This is a genomic window from Dialister succinatiphilus YIT 11850, assembly GCF_000242435.1.
Lineage (GTDB): Bacteria > Bacillota > Negativicutes > Veillonellales > Dialisteraceae > Dialister > Dialister succinatiphilus.
This window is the reverse complement of record NZ_JH591188.1, coordinates 64,845-83,582: the sequence shown is the minus strand read 5'-3', so window position 1 is coordinate 83,582 and position 18,738 is coordinate 64,845. Positions and strand designations below refer to the sequence as shown.

The following is an 18,738-nucleotide window of genomic DNA, read 5'->3' as shown; positions in this document are numbered from 1 at the left end:
GAGAAGCCCATAACAGTCAAAACAGGTCCTTAATCCTGTCCAGCAGTCCCTTCTTCTCTTTTCTCGAAGGCTTGGGCATCACCGGCTTTTCCGGTCCCGGCCGGGGCACCTTGGGCAGAGGAGGCGTGTTTTCGCTGGGGCGGAAAGGCGGCGGCGCCGTGAAGGTGGGCATACGGAGCACCGGTGGCGCCATGATTTTCGGCTTCACTGCCGGCGTCCGCCGCAAAGGCGTCCTGGCCTCGCTCCTGCCGTAGGGCACGTAGTGATAGGATTTGGAAGACGGGTCCGGCACGTTGCGGTCCGCAATGTAGCGGGTGCCGTTAAAATCCCGCCCCCGGAGCCGTTCCAGCAGCATGGATGCCATCATCTGGGGCGAAAAATAGGAAAAAGGCAGCCTTGGCGCCATGCGGGCAATGGAGGACAGGAAGGATGTCTTCACATCTTCCAGCGTCAGATGTAGTTCTTTCCGTATTTCATCCATGAGAAGGATCATGCCCTTCTGGGTGGGGAACAGGTTCTCATAGGGCACCAGGTTATTCTTATTTCCCATGCCCGACATATCCATGAAAAAGACAAGGTACAGGTATGGCAGGGCATGGGCCTTGTCCTTGATGCGCAGGTAGAAATTGGCCACCGTGTAGTACATATTCCGAAGCTTGGACCATTCCCCCGCCATGGTATACAGAGCGATTTTCTGCTGGAAAGCGCGGTACAGAATATCCCGGGCCGTAAAAGGTTCCCCCCGCTGGGTCAGGGCATTCTGGGACTCCCCGATTTCCCCTTCCGTTAATCCGTAATTTTCCCGCACATTCAGCACATAGGCCATGTGATGGCCAATTTCCGCCTTTCCTTCTCTGGTGAGTACGTAAATCCGGGGCACTCCATGGGCATAGTCCTTCTCCGGGATTTTGGAAATCACCCGACCCGTCAGCTCCGCATGGGTTCCTTCGCCGGACAGGTCATAGCGCTTCAGGAAATCAGAAAGCACCTTGTCCGGAAGCATGTTCACCGTCTCCTGAGGCCGGCTGGACCGTATCCATCCATCTTCCATGAGGGCATCAATCCGGGTATTGGCATCGGGGCCGTAGATATGCAGTTTATAAGGCGGTATCCGATGATGCAGCGGCTTTCCGTCAAAATAATCCAGTATCAGTATATCCCTGATGGATAAACCCATGATGTCCCTCCTTTCCGGACCGGCGCGGGAGAATGGTCATTCCCTGCGTACCCTAATTTTCCATTCTTAATTATAATCCAGATACCGCTCTTTTGAAAAGGGGAATTATGAGGGGGCGCGGCTTCGCCGCAGGTTGTGTAAAAAGGTTGTGTAAAAAGGTTCTTAGGATTGACCGGCCTGCGGCCGGAGGGTTCTTAAGTTTGACAGCGCCGTTGGCGTGCACAGCGAACATGATTTGAAGGAGCAAAGCGACGCACAAATCATAGTGAGTCGTTTCCCCTTTAGGGGCGAGGATTGTGGTATCGACGCCTTTGGCGTCGATGAGTATATAGCCGCCTCTCGGCAGCAGCGCTACGGAATTGTCTTCCCGCCCTCACAGTCATTCTAAGCGCCAGCGAAGAATCTCGGTGCATGACAGGCATGAGACAAACGGTAGTAAATACCAGTCGGCGGGAAGATTCGGGAAAAGGTTCTTAGGTTTGACGGCCCTTTGGGCCGAGGGTGGTGGTGGCGGCTTCGCCGCAATTTATAGTCCCTTATCGGCCTTTGGGGACCGGGCCGCAAAAATCCGGCAGCTGCCGCAAGGCAGTCTGCCGGAATATAATCTCCTCATTTATATCCCCATGGAATCAGCCCTTCCCCAGAAGTGCCGGAATGGCTCCGCTGGCGCCGATGCGGGAGGCACCGGCGTTAAGGAAATCTTCCATTTCCTGTTTGCTGTGGATGCCGCCGGCGGCTTTGATTTTCACCTTTTCTCCCACGTTTTTCCTGAAGAGTTTCACATCGGACAACACAGCGCCGGCGCTGCCAAAGCCGGTGGATGTTTTGATATAGTCTGCTCCCCCTTCAGTGACACAGCGGCAGGCAGCGATTTTTTCTTCTTCCGTAAGATAGCAGGTCTCCACGATGACCTTCAGGATATGGTCCCCTATGGTCTCCTTCACAGCTTTGATTTCACCGGTCACGTAGGAAAGATTCCCCTCCTTCAGGGCACCGATGTGGATGACCATGTCGATTTCATCGGCACCATCCCTGATGGCCTCTGCCGCCTCCACCGTTTTGGCCGCCGTGCTGCAGTTCCCCAGCGGAAACCCCACCACTGTGCAGATAGTGAGGGACGGGAAGTGCTCACGGATTTTCTTCACAAAAGAGGAGGGGACGCACACCGAAGCCATGTGATACCTTTCCGCCTCTTCGCATAAAGCGCAAATGTCCTGCCAGGCAGCGGTGGCTTTCAAAAGGGTATGGTCCACATGGGAAAAGATGAAGTCGTTAGTCATGGAAATGCTCCTTTCTGCGTGATCTGTTTCTTCCTGCATTATAGCAGAAAAAGGCAGGGGCTTCCTGCCTTTCCGCTTTCAAAGAGACACGTCCCGCTTCCCTGTGAGCTTATAGAAAAGAAGCAGGGAAATGATGGAGGTCACCGTAAGTATGGTGGCATAAGCAGAAGCATTGCCGTAATTGCCCCGGATGACTTCCGTATAAATAGATACGGTCAGTGTTTGTGTGGAATTCGTATAAAGGATAATGGACGATGACAATTCACTGATAATGGTGACCCAGCTCATAATGGCGCCGGACAGGACGCCGGGAGCCATCATGGGGATAGTGATTTTCCGAAATGTGGTCATTTCCGAAGCTCCCAGAGACACAGCCGCCTCTTCAATGGAGGGGCTGATATTACCCAGTGCCGCCGTGGAGGAGCGTACCGTATAGGGCATACGCCGGATAGCAAAGGAAATAATCATGATGATGGCCGTACCGGTAAGAATCAGCGGCGATTTGTTAAAAGCGAATACGAAGGAAATGCCAAGTACAGAACCGGGGATGATAAAAGGGAACATGGTAATCACGTCCAAGGCGCTGTTCAGCGGATTCTTCTTCCGTACCGACAGATAGGCGATGAGAACGCCCAGCACAAGAACGATGCAGATGGCACAGAGACCTAGGAAATAAGTGTGCCAGATCACATCATTGTCTTTGGCAAAGAGAGTGGCTTCATAGCTTTGAAGGGCAAAGCCGCCGGTAAATACCTGTCCGCCGTTGGATGCCAGGAAGGAGGTATAGATAACCACTGCCTGAGGAAGTACTGCCAGCCCCACCACAAGGTAAATCACTGCATGAGCCAGCAGATTCTTTACTCCCCTCGCCTTTTCTGCCACCATGGGCTTCAGCGCATTCATAGCATAGGTATTCCGGTTGGCCAGGAAACGCTGTACAAAGAACATAACGATGGTCAGTCCGATAACGATGCAGCAGACAGCTGCCGCAAAGCCGTCATCCCCTCCGACTTCTCCCATGAACTGGTTGTAAATGAGCACAGGTAGTGTTTTATAGCCTTCACCGATAAGCATGGGTGTACCGAAGTCAGCAAATACCCGCATAAAGACCAGCATGGAGCTGGCAAGGAGGGTAGGCATAACCAGGGGAATGATAATCCGGCGAATCCGGCCAGCCTTTCCACAGCCAAGACTTTCCGCCGCTTCATTCAGTGAATTATCCAGACTTTTCAATGCTCCCGATACATAAATGTAAACAAGAGGGAAAGACTGGAGCGTGAAAACAAGGACAATGCCGGCGAAGCCATACACCCCGCCGAAATGGGTACCCAGCATATGGTTCAGAAACTGGGTAATGACGCCATTTCTTCCCAGAAGCTGTATCCAGGCATAGGCTCCGATAAATGGCGGCGACAAGTAGGCGATGACAATCAGTATGTTAAGGAAACTGCTTCCCCTGATTTTCAGCCGACCCATGAGGTATGCCAGCGGAAGTCCCAGCGCTGCCGCCAGAGCCGTAGAAACCACCGTTACCTTCAGGGAATTAATCATGGTGCCCCAGTAAAATTTCTTTGCAAAGAAATGGGCAAAGTACTGCAGCGAAAAGGCACCGGTATCCCCGGAAATGACGCTCTTGTACAGGATGAGGAAGAGCGGATAGAGGATGAAGAGAGCAAAGAATGCAAAAATCATGACACTGAACAGGTCCCACAGGGTCAGTTTTTTCTTCATGATGGTTCACCTTCAATCAAGGATGTGCCGGATGCCTTATGAAAAACGTTGATGAACCGGGGTTTTACTGTCAGTGTCACGACACTACCGTCCGGAATGATATCATGGTCCTCCCTGGTTTCCAGCACCTCAATATCCTTTCCGTTTTCCAGATGGATGAAATAGTGGGTGGTGAGTCCCAGGAAAATGGAAGAAACGATTTCCCCGCGAATACCTGCTGTACCACCATCTGTATGGATATCAAATTCCTCCGGGCGCACAGACAGAATCACCGGCTCCTTATCCTTCGCTTCTGCCGACAGATTGTCCATCACCGTTTCATAGGATGTTCCATCAAAAGACACTCTTCGAGAGCTGCCGCTGCCATGAACCCTGCCATCAAGAAGATTGGAAAGACCGATAAATGTGGACACGAACACATTGGCCGGCCGCTTGTAAATATCGGCAGGTTTTCCAATCTGCTGGATAATGCCGCCGTTCATGACCGCAATGCGGTCTGACACTGCCAGTGCCTCTTCCTGGTCATGAGTTACATACACTGTGGTAATATCCACCTTCTTCTGTATCTGCTTAATGGCGCTTCTCATTTCGATACGGAGCTTTGCATCCAGATTGGACAGAGGCTCGTCCATGAGCAGCACCTCCGGCCTGATGACAATAGCGCGGGCCAGTGCCACCCGCTGCTGCTGTCCGCCGGAAAGGGCCACCGGCATGCGGTCCTTCAAATGGTCAATCTTCACCACCTTCAGCATATGATCCACTCGTTCTTCGATGTCCTTTTCCAGGATATTCCGCATACGAAGGCCAAAGGCCACATTGTCTCTGACAGACATATGGGGAAATATGGCATAGTTCTGGAAAACCATGCCCATATTTCTCTTATCCGGAGACACGTCATTCATCACCCGTCCTCCCACAGAGATGGTTCCTCCTTCAATGGAATTAAACCCGATAATCATGCGGAGCAGGGTGGTTTTACCACAGCCCGACGGTCCCAGAAGAGTAAAAAATTCTCCCGGCTTCACCGACAAAGACAGCCCGTTAATCACTGTATTGCTGCCATATTTCTTGACCACATGGTCAATATCAATGGATACGCTCATAGATAACTCCTTTATGAAAGAAAACAGGGCGCAGAATTTTTCTGCGTCCCTTTTTCAGTCTGCTTTATCATTACTGCCGTGAATTTTCCAAGTGCTGGTTCCAGAGGGCCACGATTTCCTTCTTGTGCTGTGCTACCCATCCTTCATCATAATTCTTAAACAGATGAATCTGATCCTGGGGCGTCATATAATCAGCCAGCTTCACGCCCTTTCTGAGTGGGCGGACTGTCAACGTCTTCCCTGCTTCCTCCTGGATTTTCTGAGAAAGCATGAAATCTACAAACTTTTTAGCATTTTCCATATGCTTGGCGCCTTTGATAATTTCCACTGATTCCCCCGGGAAAATAGCCCCTTCCTTCGGGAATACCACCTTCACCGGCGCCCCGTTCTTCACATAGGTAGCTGCCGGGTCCTCCCAGGTAAGACCCACGGTATATTCTCCATCAGCGGCCCCTTTATGGACAGCGCCGGAACTGTTCAGGAACTTGCCATCCACGTTTTTGATGAAATTATCCACATAGGCCCAGGCCTCCGGGGACAACGGATCCCCGTCCTTTCCCTTGGCATAGAGCATGGCCATAAGGCTCTGGAAGGCCGAAGAGGAATTGGCCGGATCCCCAAAGGCAATCTTTCCCTTCAGCGCGGGATTCAGAAGATCGTCAAATCCTTCAATCTTCATGTCCCCTGCCAGGTTCGTATTTACGATAAATACGGTAGGATCTGCAAAGGCAGGAGTGAAATAGCCGGTCTTGTTCTTTGCATTATCCAGCATATTGGCATCTTCCGGCGATACATATTTTTCAAAAAGGTCCTTTTGCGATTCCAGCATGGTCTGATCGGCAGCCCAAAGCACATCGCCCTGAGGGTTATCCTTTTCCGAAGCCACCCGTTTCACCAGAGGACCTGTGCCTGCTACAATCATATTCACTTTAATGCCCGTTTCCTTTTCAAAAGCAGGAATGACCAGATTATTCAAGCTTTCGCTGCGGGCCGTATAAACGGTGAGCACCTTATCCCCTGCTGCCGCCTTGTCATCCTTCTTGTTATCCCCGCCGCAGCCTGCAAAAATACCTGCCGCAATAGCCGCACATGCCAGTACGGCCGCCATCTTTTTCAAACCTTTCATTCTATGTGCCTCCTTATGTCCCGGAAACATGCCAGATTCTCCATTTTTCACGTCAAAAAGTGCACCCCAATCAGTACACCCTATGTCCGGCTTTTAATCTTATTGTATCATAGTATAATCAAATATCTAGATATCATAAGTATTTTGTATAGATTTTGTAAAATAATATGCTCTTTTGTAATGTTTATGTAAATTCCATGGAGCTTATAAAATTCTCCCCTGTTTTCCATGCAAAAACGGCATTTCCCTTATCAGAGAAATGCCGTTTCAAAGATGAAAAGAAGTTCCTTCTCCTATTCCTTACGGTTCCAGGGCACCAGTTTCCTTTCCAGAAACTGGAGGAACAGGCTGAAGATGAGGCCCAGTACGGAGAGGACGATGACTCCCGCCATGAGGCGTTCGGTGATCATGAGGTCGCCGTAGTGGAGGATCAGGGCGCCGATGCCCTGTTCAGCGGCAATCATTTCGGCCGCCACCAGAAGGAGGAGGGCGGTGCCGGAAGCTATGCGGAGGCCGGCGAAGATCATGGGGAGGGCGTAGGGCAGCACTACGTTTCTCATGGTGTAGCCCCAGCCGGCATGGAAGCTCACGGCCACTTTGATGAGCAGGGTGTCCACGTTTTTCACGCCGGAGTAGGTATTCATGGCCACGGGGAAGAAGACGCCCAGGGCGATGATGGTGACTTTGGATACTTCACCGATACCCAGCCAGAGGATGAAAAGGGGGAGCAGGGCGATTTTTGGAATGGGGTAGAGGGCATTGACGATGGGGTTGGCCATGCGATCCGCCAGGGCGGAGGTGCCGGTGACCAGGCCCACCAGAAGGCCGAAGGCGCTGCCCAGGAAGAAGCCCAGCAGAATGCGATACAGGGAGGCCGCCAGGGAGACGCCGATTTCTCCATCCTGAATCATATCGATCAGAGCGGAAATTATGAGGGTAGGCGGCGGCAGGAAGAGGGATGACACCACCCCTGCCCGGCAGATGCCTTCCCAGATGAGAAGCAGCACCGCCACGGAAATCAGGGAAACGGCGGGGCTGTAACTTTTCTGCCACCGTTTCATTTTATTTTCAACCATGTACTTATTCATCGCCATTCACCTCCGTCATCGCCTCCAGGGCGTCTTTGCTGATATGTTCCCAGATGGTACGGGTGAGGCGGTCGATTTCTTCCGCATGTTCCGGTTTCTCCCGGTCGCCCCGGGGGATGGTAATGGAAAGGATATTCCGCACCTTTCCCGGGCGCCGTGAAAGAAGCACCACCCGGTCCGCCAGCATGACCGCTTCCTGGATATTGTGGGTCACGTAAAGGGTGGTGAGCCGCGTCTTTTCCCACAGGTCCACCAGTTCCTGCTGCATGATGATGCGGGTCTGGGCGTCCAGAGCGGAGAAAGGTTCGTCCATGAGGAGCAGGTCCGGATTGATGGCCAGGGCCCGGGCAATGCCTACCCGCTGTCTCATGCCGCCGGACAGCTGATGGGGATAGGATTTCTCAAAGCCTGAAAGGCCTACCAGGGAAATATAGTGGTCGATTCTCTCTTTCCATTCTTTCTTCGGCAGCACATGGCCGGCGTCCAGTCCAAAGGCGATGTTGTCATACACGTTCCGCCAGGGCATGAGGCCTGTCTCCTGAAATACGATGGATACCCGGGGCTCGCTTTTCAGATCTTCCCCTGTGAAATAGACGGATCCTGCATCCGGCGACAGAAGGCCGGCGCAGATATTAAGGAGGGTCGACTTTCCGCAGCCCGAGGGTCCTACGAGGGCCACGAATTCTTCCTTGTGCAGGGTAATATTGATATCCTCCAATACCGGCAGGACCTTTTTGCCGTTCCGGAAGGATTTGCTGACTTGATCGATAATAACTTCCATAGATGACTCCGTTTTTATATTTTTATAACACGCCCTGTCGGGTGTGAGGGTTGACGGGACTTCGTCCCGAGGGTTCTCAGGGTTCGTAAGTTTGACGGGCCGTTGGCCCGAGGGTTGTGGATTGCCCTACGGGCAATGCTTATAAAGTCAGCGTTACGGATCTGACTTTTGTATCATATGGCATGATAGGCATTCTGGTGATTGGCTCTCTGCGTTCACCACCAAAGGGGAAATTGCGGAATGGTACATGAAATATATGACTCCCTGTTTTTCCTCTCCATACTTCTCGTTTCCCCTTGAGGGGAACGCCTCGAAGAGGCAAAGGGTGTACAAGGCAGAGCGCCGATTTGACACCCCATCGCTATCCTGACCGCCAATCGGCAGCCTGTGTCATTTTTGTTTCTTACCCTTGGACACACCTGCGGTGTGAGGGTTCAAAGGTTTCAGAGGGTTCAAAGGGTGGTGGCGGCTGACGCCGCAGATTTTAAAAAAGGGCGCGGTTTCGCCTGTGGGAAGGGCGCCCCATAACGAAGGAAGCGCCGCTGGTTTCGCGGCGCTTTTCCTTATTTCTTCATAGCCTCTTCCAGGAAGGATGTATTCACCACATCTTTGGCATCCAGTTTCCCGTCGATCATGCCATGGGAGGAATACCAGTCGATCTGGGTCTTGATATCATCAGCCATGAGCACGCCGTTCTTATCCACATAGGGCAGGCCCAGACGGATGTCCGCTTCCGGCGTCTTCACGTACTTGGCAATGATTTTCACCACTTCGTCCAATTTGGCAGGGTCCTTCTTATCCACCACGGCATTGTAGTATTCATTGCAGGCTTTGTTGTAGGCCTTCATGAAACGGACCGCAGCGTCCTTATTCTTGGCAAATTCCGGGGAGTAGAAAATACCGCTGGTCTGGTAAGGCATCACGGCGCTCACCTGGGTGATTTCCTTTCCGTAGCCTTCATTCTTGACCTTGGTAATGTTCGGTTCATTCAGGATGCAGGCATCGATCTGACCGCTCTGGAGTGCCGCCATGACAGCGGACAGCTTGCCCAGGGGCACAATGGTCACATCGTCCAGGGTCAGGCCTTTGGATTCCAGCATCCGTCCCAGCATGTAGTGGAAGGTGGAGCCTTTCTGGGTAATGCCCACCCGTTTTCCTTTCAGCGCTTCAATGGAAGTAAGGCCATTGTCATATTCTGCAGAAGAAGCCAGAAGCGCAGAGGAGGAATATCCCTTTTCTTCCCGGCCTTTATCAGCCACAATGTAAAGTTTCTGTCCCTTAGCGGCCATATTGTACAGGCCTGCCGTAATACCGGTGGCGCCTACATCTACCTTGGAAGAAGCGGTGGCCACCGCAATGGGCTGGGCTGCATCGAACCACTGGGGATCGATTTCAATGCCCTCTTCCTTGAAATAGCCCTTATCCATGGCAATAAAAAGCGGTGCGCTGCTGGTGAGCCTGAGCATGGCCAGGGACACCTTCACCGGCTTCTTCTCCCCGCCGGACGATGACCCGCCAGAGCTGCTTCCGCAGCCTGCAAAAGACAGGGAAACGGTCAAAGCCATCAGCCCTGCCAGAATCATGGCAAATACTTTTTTGAAATTCATTCTTCTATTCTCCTCTCCTACCGCCGGGCAGCCCCGGTGAATCAACGATTGCCTGTATTTTACTCCATTTTCAGGAAGAAGAAAAGGGGTCAGGGGGGCTATGGGACACACCTTCGGTGTGAGGATTGACGGGGCTGTGCCCCGAGGGTTCTCAGGGTTCGTAAGTTTGACGGGCCGTTGGCCCGAGGGTTGTGGATTGCCCTACGGTGCACAGCGAACACATTTTGAAGGAGCGCTAGCGACGCGCAAAATGTAGTGAGTCGTTTCCCCTTTAGGGGGCAATGCTTATAAAGTCAGCGTTACGGAATTGGCTTTATAGGTCATATGGCATGATACGCATGCTGGTGATTGGCTCACTGCGTTCACCACCAAAGGGGGAAACTGCGGAATGGTACATGAAATATATGACTCTCTGTTTTTCCTCTCCATACTTCTCGTTTCCCCTTGAGGGGAACGCCTCGAAGAGGCAAAGGGTGTACAAGGCAGAGCGCCGATTTGACACCCCATCGCTATCCTGACCGCCAATCGGCAGCCTGTGTCATTTTTGTTTCTTACCTTTGGACACACCTGCGGTGTGAGGGTTCAAGGGGAAGGTGGCCAGCCCCTGCGGGGCTGGAGGTTATAGCCGCCTGCGGCGGCGGGTTGTGTAGAAGGGTTGTGGAAAAAGGGTTCTTAAGATGGACCGGCCCTTGGCCGGAGGATTCGTAAGTTTGACGGGGCCTTTGGCCCCGAGGGTTGCGGATTGCCCTGCGGGCAATGCTTATAAAGTCAGCGTTACGGAATTAGTTTTCTATATCATATGACATGCTTCCCACCGGCAAGGTGGTGCCGTAAGGCACCAAAGGGGGAATGCATTTCCTCGAGCGGAGCGAGGCTGGCCTATTTTCCCACGGGCGAAAGCCCGGTTGTTAAGTTTTATCATAAGAGGGCGCCTTCTATCAATTCATAGGCGCCCACCACAACCCTCAGCGGCAAAGCCGCTGTCAAACTTTAGAACCCTCGGGGCGATAGCCCCGTCAAACTTTAGAACCCTCAAACCCCATAGGGCGCCAGGGAAGCCGACAGCGGACAGCCATCCCTCCCATGGGGTATAATAGAATTATCTATTCCAGTCATTACAAGGAGGTTCCCATGGTTGATCCATTTATCTATCACAATCCCACCAAAGTGTACTTTGGGAATGACGCTCTCTCCCATCTCCACGAAGAGCTGCCCCGCTGGGGGAAGAACGCCCTTCTGATCTACGGCGGCGGTTCCATCCGGGAAAACGGCATTTACGATACTATTGTAGAGGAAATCCGGAAAGCCGGTATTTCGGCCTATGAAATTTCCGGTGTAAAGCCGAATCCCGAGATGCCGCTGGCCCGGCAGGGCGCCCGGTTCTGCCGGGAAAGGGGCATAGACCTGGTGATTGCCGCAGGCGGCGGCAGCGTCATTGACACTGCCAAGGTCATTGCCGGAAGCGCCCTCTACGATGGAGACCCCTGGGATTTAGTGAAATCCAGAGCGCAGATTTCCCATGCCCTGCCTATCATGGCCATTCCCACCATGGCTGCCACAGGCTCCGAAATGAACAGCTGCGCCGTCATTACCAATCCCGACACCCATGAAAAACTGGGCTGGACCACGGAAGCCCTCCGTCCCCGGGTTTCCTTCCTTTCCCCGAAGAATACCTTCACCGTTCCCCCCGCCCAGACGGCCTACGGCAGCGCAGACATTCTCTCCCACATTCTGGAAGTCTACCTGAACCGGGCCGAAGGCTTCGACGCAGTGGACGGATTCATGGAAAGCATGATGCGCTCCGTCATCCGCTGGGCGCCGCTGGCCATGGAAGACGGCTTCCATGAAGAAGCCCGGACCAATCTGCTCTGGGACTCCGAATGGGCCATCAACGACCTCATCGACCGGGGTCACTCCGTGTCCTGGACCTGCCACGCTCTGGAGCACGAGCTCTCTGCCTTCTTCCCCATCCCCCACGGCCTGGGCTTGGCCATCCTCACCCCCGCCTTTATGGAGTATGTGCTGAACGAAGAAACGGCGCCGCGCCTTGCCCGCTTCGCCGTCCGCGTCATGGGCGTAAAAGAGGGAAAGAATGAAATCAAAACCGCCCGGAAAGGCATCAGGAAACTTCGGAAATTCTTCACCAAATCCCTTTACCTCCCAGGCCGCCTTTCTGAAATCGGCCTGGACGACGCCCTTTTCGAAGATATGGCGGCCCACGCCATGGCCTGGAAAAGCACAGACGGCATCCTCCATGGCTTCTATCCCCTTACGGAAGAAGACTTCGTGGCTATTTATAAAAAGGCATTATAAAACCCTTTGACACGCCCTGCCGGGCGTGTCAAAGGGCAGGGTAAACGGGGCTTCGCCCCGAGGGTTATGGCTGCCTAATGGCGGCAGGTTGTGTTCGCTTCGCTCAGGGGGCGACAGCGCCTGCGGCGCTGAGGGTTGTGGATTGCCCTGCGGGCAATGCTTATAAAGTCAGCGTTACGGGATTTACTTTCGGTGTCATATGGCAAAATAATCATTACGATGATCAGCCAGCTACAGTGGCTTTTCCCCCCCTTTGGTGCCTTACGGCACCACCTTCCCCCCGCTGAGCGGTGGGACAATAAAGATTCGCAAAGCAATCCCTTCATAAGTTGCACTACAATAAGCACGGGTTGTTCTGCCACCGCTTGCGGGGGAAGTCCCGCGAAGCGGGCAAGGGGGGGGGAAGCCGTTACACGAGCAAAGCGAGGCTGGCCTGTTTTCCGACGCCCGCAGGGTGGTTGTATGGTTTTATACAAACTGGCGCCTTCTATAATTTAGAGGCGCCCTACAACACCCCTCGCGTCAGAGGCGCGTCAAACTTAAGCCCCTTAAGAACCTTCGGCCCAGCGGGCCGTCAACCCTCAAGCCCCATAGGGCGTCAGGGCGGTTGTATGGTTTTCGCCGCCAAAGGCGGTATAAAAAATGGCGCCGAAGGCGCCGTACCTCGCCAGCGCAGCGATACTATATAACTCCCGAGGGCGAGAGCCCGGAGCCCGCCTGTAAGGCGTCAGCCGGTCCCGGACAGAACCCTGGCAGCCCAGGGCCGAAAGGCCCGGCGGCTGGCTCAACCCTCACGCCCGTAAGGGCGTGTCAACCTTCGGGAATACTGGAAAGCACCGCCCCGGTCCCGATCCCGACCGCGCCACAGGCGCCTGAACCCTCAAGCCCCTTTGCGTTCGGGAATACAGCCCATCTGATATCTGCCGTCTGACCGCCTCATGTCTTTCCGCCGGCGGTAAGCGGATAGCGGCAGGCAGACAGCCGTTCCCTAACCAACGATTTCGCCCATTTTCTCATAGAGCACTGTCAGAGGCAGGCCTACTACGTTGTCGTAGGAACCGGAAATGGAATCCACCAGAAGGGTGCCCAGGCCCTGGATGCCGTAGGCGCCGGCTTTGTCCATGGGTTCTCCTGTTTCTATATACTTCCTGATTTCCTCTTCTTTAAGGTGTCGGAATCTGACTTTGGTGGCGGTGACGGAGAGGCTGATTTTCCCTCTGTACAAAATGGCCATGCCTGTTTTAACCACGTGGGTTTTCCCTGAAAGGCTGCGGAGCATGGAGAAGGCTTCTTCCCGGTTTCCGGGCTTCCCCAGCACCCGATCCTCCAGCACTACAATGGTATCGGCGCCTACCACGGGGATCATATCGCCCCGTCGGGAAGCGGCATCTTCGGCCTTGCCGAAGGCGTTGACGGCGCACACCAGACCGGCCCGGGAGAAGGGGGCAAATTCCGTTTCCAGCCTCCTCTTTCGAATGAAAGCCAGGGCTTCTTTTTCATTGGTCACTTCCGGGAAATGGCCCGGTTCTATGTCCCCTTCCCAGCGGATCTGATGAATCAGTTCCCGGCGGCGGGGCGAGGCGGATGCCAGTATGATATGCATGATTTGGATTTCCTTTCTTGTGAAATACGAAAAACGGCGCAGCGAAGCGCCGTTTCTTTTATTTGTTGCGAAGTGCCCGTTTCAGGATTTTCCCTGACGCATTTTTCGGGAGGGCGTCCATGGGAATGAAGCGGCGGGGGATTTTGTAGCTGGCCAGGTTTCTGGACAGGTATTTCCGGATCCGGTTTTCGTCAAAATCGTATCCTTCCTTCATCACCACATAGGCCCATACCACCTGTCCCCGGAGAGGGTCAGGATGGCCGATGACGGCGCATTCGGAAACCCCTTCCACTTCATAAATGCAGTCTTCCACTTCACCGGGATAGATATTTTCCCCATTCACGATAATCAGGTCCTTCAGCCGGTCCACAATGTAAATGAACCGGTCTTCGTCCATGTAGGCCAGATCGCCCGTATGGAGCCAGCCATCCGGCTCCAGCACCTTCTTCGTTTCCTCTTCCCGATGCCAGTAGCCCTTCATCACATTGTCACCCCGCACCAGAAGCTCGCCTACGGTGCCCGGTTGATAGGGGCCTTCCCGGTCTGTCACGATTTTCACTTCCACGCCGGGAATGGCGGGCCCTACAGTCAGATATTTCAGCCGATCCGACGGCAGGACGCTCACCACCGGCGACGCCTCTGTGAGGCCGTAGCCTTCCCGCACGGGATGGTGGAAACGGTCGTAAAAGGCCTGGGCCACAGGCTGGGGAATGGGAGCGCCGCCGGAAATGAAATCATGCACTGTCTGCATCACCGACGGTTCACCCCGGCGGGCCAGCAGGTTGTACATGGGCGGCACCATGATAGCCATGGTGACACTGTGCTCCACAATGGCATTGATGATTTCCGAAGGATTCTTGGAGCGAAGGATAACGATGGTGCTTCCATGCATGAGGCCTGCGTGAATGACTGTGGTCAGACCGTAGCAGTGGAACATAGGCAGCACACAGAGGATTTTATCCTCCGGCTTGAAAATCACCATCTGGGTAAACTGCTCCACATTGCGCACCAGATTCCGATGGGTCAGCATGGCGCCCTTGGGGCTGCCGGTGGTGCCGGAGGTATACACAAAGGCGCACACCTCATCCTCCGTCAGGTCTGAAGGAAACGCCGGCGCCTCCGATGCCTTCCGCTGCCGGGCCTGGAAATCCAGGTCATGGATATCCACGGAGGGGATGGAAACGGAAAGTTTCGTATCCGTCACCAGAAGCGATGCCTCCCCGTCCTTCAGGATGTAGTCCACCTCCCGGTCCACCAGGGAGTTGTTAATGGGGATAATCACGGCCCCCAGGCTGATCACCGCCAAATGCACATAAATAAACTCCGCCCGGTTGGCAGAGTACAGTCCCACTTTCATGCCCCGTCGGATGCCCATCTCATACAGCTGATTCCGATACAGGGAAACCAGATTCCTCAGTTCCCCGTAGGTTACCCTTTCATCGCCCTCAATGGCCACATGGTCTGAAGGCGCCTGGTTGATGATTTCATGAATAAACATAGCGCACCTCACTTTGGTTCTATTGTAGCAGATTACAAATGGCATCTCAAACGATGGACACACCTGTGGTGTGAGGGTTCAGAGGGTTCAAAAGGTTCAAAGGGTTCAGAGGGGTAGGTTGACGGGGCTTCGCCCCGAGGGTTGTGGCCGCCTGTCGGCAGCGGGTTATGTTCGCTTCGCTCAGGGTTCAGAGGGAAAGGTTCTTAAGATGGACCGGCCTGCGGCCGGAGGGTTCGTAAGTTTGACGGCCCATAGGGCCGAGGGTTGTGGTATCGCCCTTACGGGCGATGAGTATAAAGTCAGCGTTACGGATTAACCTGTCTGCATCATATGGCAAAATAACCATTCTGCTGAATTATCTGCCTTCGGCAGATACACCCCCTATCCGGCTGCGCCGGACTTCCCCCGCAAGCGGGGGCAGAATAAAACACCGCGAAACACTCTCTTCATAAGTCGCACTACCATAAGCACGGGTTATAGTGCCACTGTGGAGGTCCTGCATAGGACCTCCAAGTGGGGCGAAGTAAGGCGCCTAGCCTGCCCATTAAGGCGCTTTCCTTTTGCCGCCCCACCGAACTGCGGGGGTGGCAAAGGAACTGGATTCATAGGGGAGCCCCGCGACCCGCGAATCCAGTGACATGCTTCCCACCGGGTGGCAAGGGAACTTGATTCGCAAGGAGCCGTAGGCGACTGAGAATCAAGTGACACGCTTCCCATCGGGCAAGGTGGTGGCGCCAGCCACCAAAGGGGGAATGTATTTCCAACGCCCGCAGGGTGGTTGTATAGTTTTCCCTCGGGTGAAAGCCCGATTGTAAAGGTTTTATCATAAAAGGGCGCCTTCAATAAATATAAGGCGCCATACTACAACCCTCAGCGGCAGGGCCGCTGTCAAACTTAAGAACCCTCGGGGCGATAGCCCCGTCAAACTTTAGAACCCTCACGCCCATAAGGGCGTGTCCATAGGGTGGTGGCGGCTCCGCCGTGGGTTGTGTATCGCTTTCGCTCAGGGGGCAGAGGATAGCGGACAGCATTCCCACGGTCTCCCCCAAAACTTTCTCAGCAAAAATTTTTATTTCCTATATAATAGAGTTAAGAAAGCATTAAGGAGTGATATTATGAAAGAGATATACAAAAGGCGTATCGCCGCTGTCCGTGAAGGACTGGCGGAGATGGGCCTTTCCTCCCTTATCATTTCAGAGACGGCCGCCCTCTTTTATCTCACCGGGGAAATTATCCACCCCGGCGAACGGCTCACAGTGCTGGTGATTTGTCGGGAAGGACCTTCCTTCTGGATCCGGAATCGCCTGTTTCCGCTGAAAGAAGGCATGGGCCTTTCCATGGAAGACGCCGAAGCCTCGCTGGAGACGGCGGATATTTCCTTTGAAGACGGAGAAGACGGCCCTGCCCTTCTTTCCTCCCGCCTGCCCAAAGGCACGGTGGGCATTGACAAGACCTGGCCGTCCCATTTCCTTCTCTCCCTCATGGCCCTCCGCCGGGACCTTTCCTTTATAAACGGCTCACCTCTGGTGGACCGCCTGCGGGCAGTGAAGGGCCAGGAGGAAATCAAAGCCATGCGTGTGGCCTCGGCCATCAATGACCGGGCCATGGAGCGGATTTCCCGCTGGATTCGTCCGGGCGTGACAGAAAAGGAATGTGCCGACAAGCTCCTTGCCATATATAAAGAAGAAGGGGCCGAAGGCTTTTCCTTCCCACCCATTGTTTCCTTCGGTGCCCACGGCGCCGATCCCCACCATATGCCCGATGACACGAAACTCTCCGAAAGCGAAGTGGTGCTCTTTGACATAGGCTGCCGGAAGGACCATTACTGCTCCGACATGACCCGCACCTTCTTCACCGGCCTTCCCACGGAAGAAGAGGAAAAGGTGCACCGTCTGGTACGGGAAGCCGGTGAACTGGCGGAATCCCTGGTACGCCCCGGCATTCCCCTGGCGGAGCTGGACCGGGCCGCCAGAAAGCACATAGAAGACGACGGCTATGGTCCCTTCTTCACCCACCGTCTGGGCCATTTCATCGGCCTGAAAGAACACGAAGAAGGAGAAGTCAGCGCCTCCTCCCCCCTTATCGCCCAAAAGGGCATGATCTTTTCCATTGAACCGGGCATTTATCTGGAAGGCCGCTTCGGCGTCCGCGTGGAAGACCTGGTACTGGTCACCGACACAGGCTGCGAAGTACTGAACCATGCGCCCCGGGGCTGGCAGATTTCCTGAAAGGAGAAAATTATGATTCAAATCAGACATATGGTACTCGGCGAAGGCAGACCCAAAATCTGCGTCCCCCTGGTTTCCCCTTCCTTTGACGAACTGGACCGGGAATGCGCTGCTCTGGAAAGCCAGCGCCCCGACATGCTGGAATGGCGGGTGGACTACCTTCTGAACAAAGAAGACTTCAACGCCACAGCAGACCTGGACAAAGCCTTTCGCATCATCCGCTCCCATTTCCAGGACACCCCGCTCCTCACCACCCTCCGCACCAAAAGCCAGGGCGGCGTCCATAAAACCCCCGGCGGCGACTATATAAGACTCATCTCCCTCATCCTCGCCTCCCGGTGGGCCGATATCATCGACATTGAATACGGCCACGAAATGCTGGACACCAAAATCCTCATGGCCCGGGCCAGAGCCCAGAAGATTCCCACGCTCATGAGCTATCACAAATTCAAACGGGCCCTTTCAGAAATGGAAATCGTGGACACCCTGGAAAATATGCACTCCTTCCATCCGGACATCCTGAAAATCGCCGTCATGCCAAAGACGCCCCTGGACACCGCCGCCCTCATAAACGCCGCCGCCCGGGTAGGCCAACGCTTCCCCGACACCCCCATCATCACCATAGGCATGGGCCCCACAGGCGTCCTCACCAGAGTCGCCGGGAACCGCCTGGGCGCCCCCCTCACCTTCGCCGCCGGAAAAGAAGCCAGCGCCCCCGGCCAGCTCACCGTAGAAGAAGCACGGACCCTGCTGGAAATACTGTATAAATAAAGGACACGCCTGCGGCGTGAGGGTTGACGGGGCTGCGCCCCGAGGGTTGTGGCCGCCTAATGGCGGCAGGTTGTGTTCGCTTCGCTCAGGGGGCAGGGTGAAAGGGGCTTAAGATTGACCGGCCCCATGGGCCGGAGGGTTCTTAAGTTTGACGGGGCCTTGGGCCCCGAGGGTTGCGGATTGCCCTAGGCAATACTTATAAAGTCAGCGTTACGGGATTTACTTTCAGTGCCATATGGCAAAATAACCATTCTGCTGATTGGCTCGCTGCGCTCGCCTCCCCCTATCCGGCTTCGCCGGACTTCCCCCTATACAGGGGGCAGAATAAAGCTCTGAAAAGCAGTCCTTTCATAAGCAGCTTCACAGCATAACGGAGCTTTATAGTGCCACTGTGGAGGTCCTGCATAGGACCTCCAAGTGGGGCGAAGTAAG

At 54.3% G+C, this 18,738-nt stretch carries 13 protein-coding genes; 3 read left to right on the top strand and 10 right to left on the bottom strand.

What is annotated here, in order from left to right; translation table 11 throughout:
* Positions 1–16: 16 nt before the first annotated feature.
* The 8 genes from HMPREF9453_RS05755 to HMPREF9453_RS05720 form a co-directional block, all read right to left on the bottom strand.
* Complete coding sequence (locus HMPREF9453_RS05755; RefSeq protein ID WP_008859620.1) at positions 17–1,177, bottom strand: hypothetical protein; 1,161 nt, start codon at positions 1,175–1,177, stop codon at positions 17–19.
* 629 nt (positions 1,178–1,806) lie between these two features.
* Positions 1,807–2,496 carry a deoxyribose-phosphate aldolase gene (gene deoC / locus HMPREF9453_RS05750; RefSeq protein ID WP_232217331.1) on the bottom strand — a complete coding sequence of 230 codons (690 nt, stop codon included), beginning with the start codon at positions 2,494–2,496 and terminating at the stop codon, positions 1,807–1,809.
* A 39-nt stretch (positions 2,497–2,535) separates the two neighbouring features.
* On the bottom strand, positions 2,536–4,188 hold the full coding sequence (locus HMPREF9453_RS05745; RefSeq protein WP_008859618.1) for an ABC transporter permease: 1,653 nt from the start codon (positions 4,186–4,188) through the stop codon (positions 2,536–2,538).
* Entirely contained in the window at positions 4,185–5,291 is a 1,107-nt protein-coding gene (locus tag HMPREF9453_RS05740; protein ID WP_008859617.1) for an ABC transporter ATP-binding protein, read from the bottom strand. Before HMPREF9453_RS05740 ends, HMPREF9453_RS05745 begins: the two co-directional genes overlap by 4 nt.
* 70 nt (positions 5,292–5,361) lie before the next feature.
* Positions 5,362–6,417: an extracellular solute-binding protein gene (locus HMPREF9453_RS05735; protein ID WP_008859616.1), complete on the bottom strand. Its 1,056-nt coding sequence runs from the start codon at positions 6,415–6,417 to the stop codon at positions 5,362–5,364.
* A 293-nt stretch (positions 6,418–6,710) separates the two neighbouring features.
* The gene (locus HMPREF9453_RS05730; RefSeq protein WP_008859615.1) at positions 6,711–7,505 is read right to left on the bottom strand and encodes an ABC transporter permease; all 795 of its coding nucleotides are present in this window, start codon (positions 7,503–7,505) and stop codon (positions 6,711–6,713) included.
* On the bottom strand, positions 7,498–8,286 hold the full coding sequence (locus HMPREF9453_RS05725) for an ABC transporter ATP-binding protein (RefSeq protein ID WP_008859614.1): 789 nt from the start codon (positions 8,284–8,286) through the stop codon (positions 7,498–7,500). Before HMPREF9453_RS05725 ends, HMPREF9453_RS05730 begins: the two co-directional genes overlap by 8 nt.
* A gap of 563 nt (positions 8,287–8,849) precedes the next feature.
* Positions 8,850–9,893: an ABC transporter substrate-binding protein gene (locus tag HMPREF9453_RS05720; RefSeq protein WP_008859613.1), complete on the bottom strand. Its 1,044-nt coding sequence runs from the start codon at positions 9,891–9,893 to the stop codon at positions 8,850–8,852.
* A gap of 1,131 nt (positions 9,894–11,024) precedes the next feature.
* On the opposite strand from HMPREF9453_RS05720, the gene HMPREF9453_RS05715 reads away from it, so the two are divergent.
* Entirely contained in the window at positions 11,025–12,206 is a 1,182-nt protein-coding gene (locus HMPREF9453_RS05715) for an iron-containing alcohol dehydrogenase (RefSeq protein ID WP_008859612.1), read from the top strand.
* Between the two features lie 988 nt (positions 12,207–13,194).
* Here the strand turns inward: HMPREF9453_RS05715 and HMPREF9453_RS05705 are convergent.
* Positions 13,195–13,809, bottom strand: coding sequence for a Maf family protein (locus HMPREF9453_RS05705; RefSeq protein ID WP_008859611.1), 615 nt, complete (start codon positions 13,807–13,809; stop codon positions 13,195–13,197).
* Positions 13,810–13,867: 58 nt separating this feature from the next.
* Positions 13,868–15,307 carry a class I adenylate-forming enzyme family protein gene (locus HMPREF9453_RS05700; protein ID WP_008859610.1) on the bottom strand — a complete coding sequence of 480 codons (1,440 nt, stop codon included), beginning with the start codon at positions 15,305–15,307 and terminating at the stop codon, positions 13,868–13,870.
* Between the two features lie 1,115 nt (positions 15,308–16,422).
* Between HMPREF9453_RS05700 and HMPREF9453_RS05685 the strand changes: the two genes are divergently transcribed.
* Both HMPREF9453_RS05685 and aroD read left to right on the top strand, forming a co-directional pair.
* Positions 16,423–17,535 carry a M24 family metallopeptidase gene (locus HMPREF9453_RS05685; RefSeq protein ID WP_008859608.1) on the top strand — a complete coding sequence of 371 codons (1,113 nt, stop codon included), beginning with the start codon at positions 16,423–16,425 and terminating at the stop codon, positions 17,533–17,535.
* A 12-nt stretch (positions 17,536–17,547) separates the two neighbouring features.
* Positions 17,548–18,306, top strand: a complete 759-nt coding sequence (gene aroD / locus HMPREF9453_RS05680; protein ID WP_008859607.1) for a type I 3-dehydroquinate dehydratase — start codon at positions 17,548–17,550, stop codon at positions 18,304–18,306.
* Positions 18,307–18,738 lie beyond the last annotated feature (432 nt).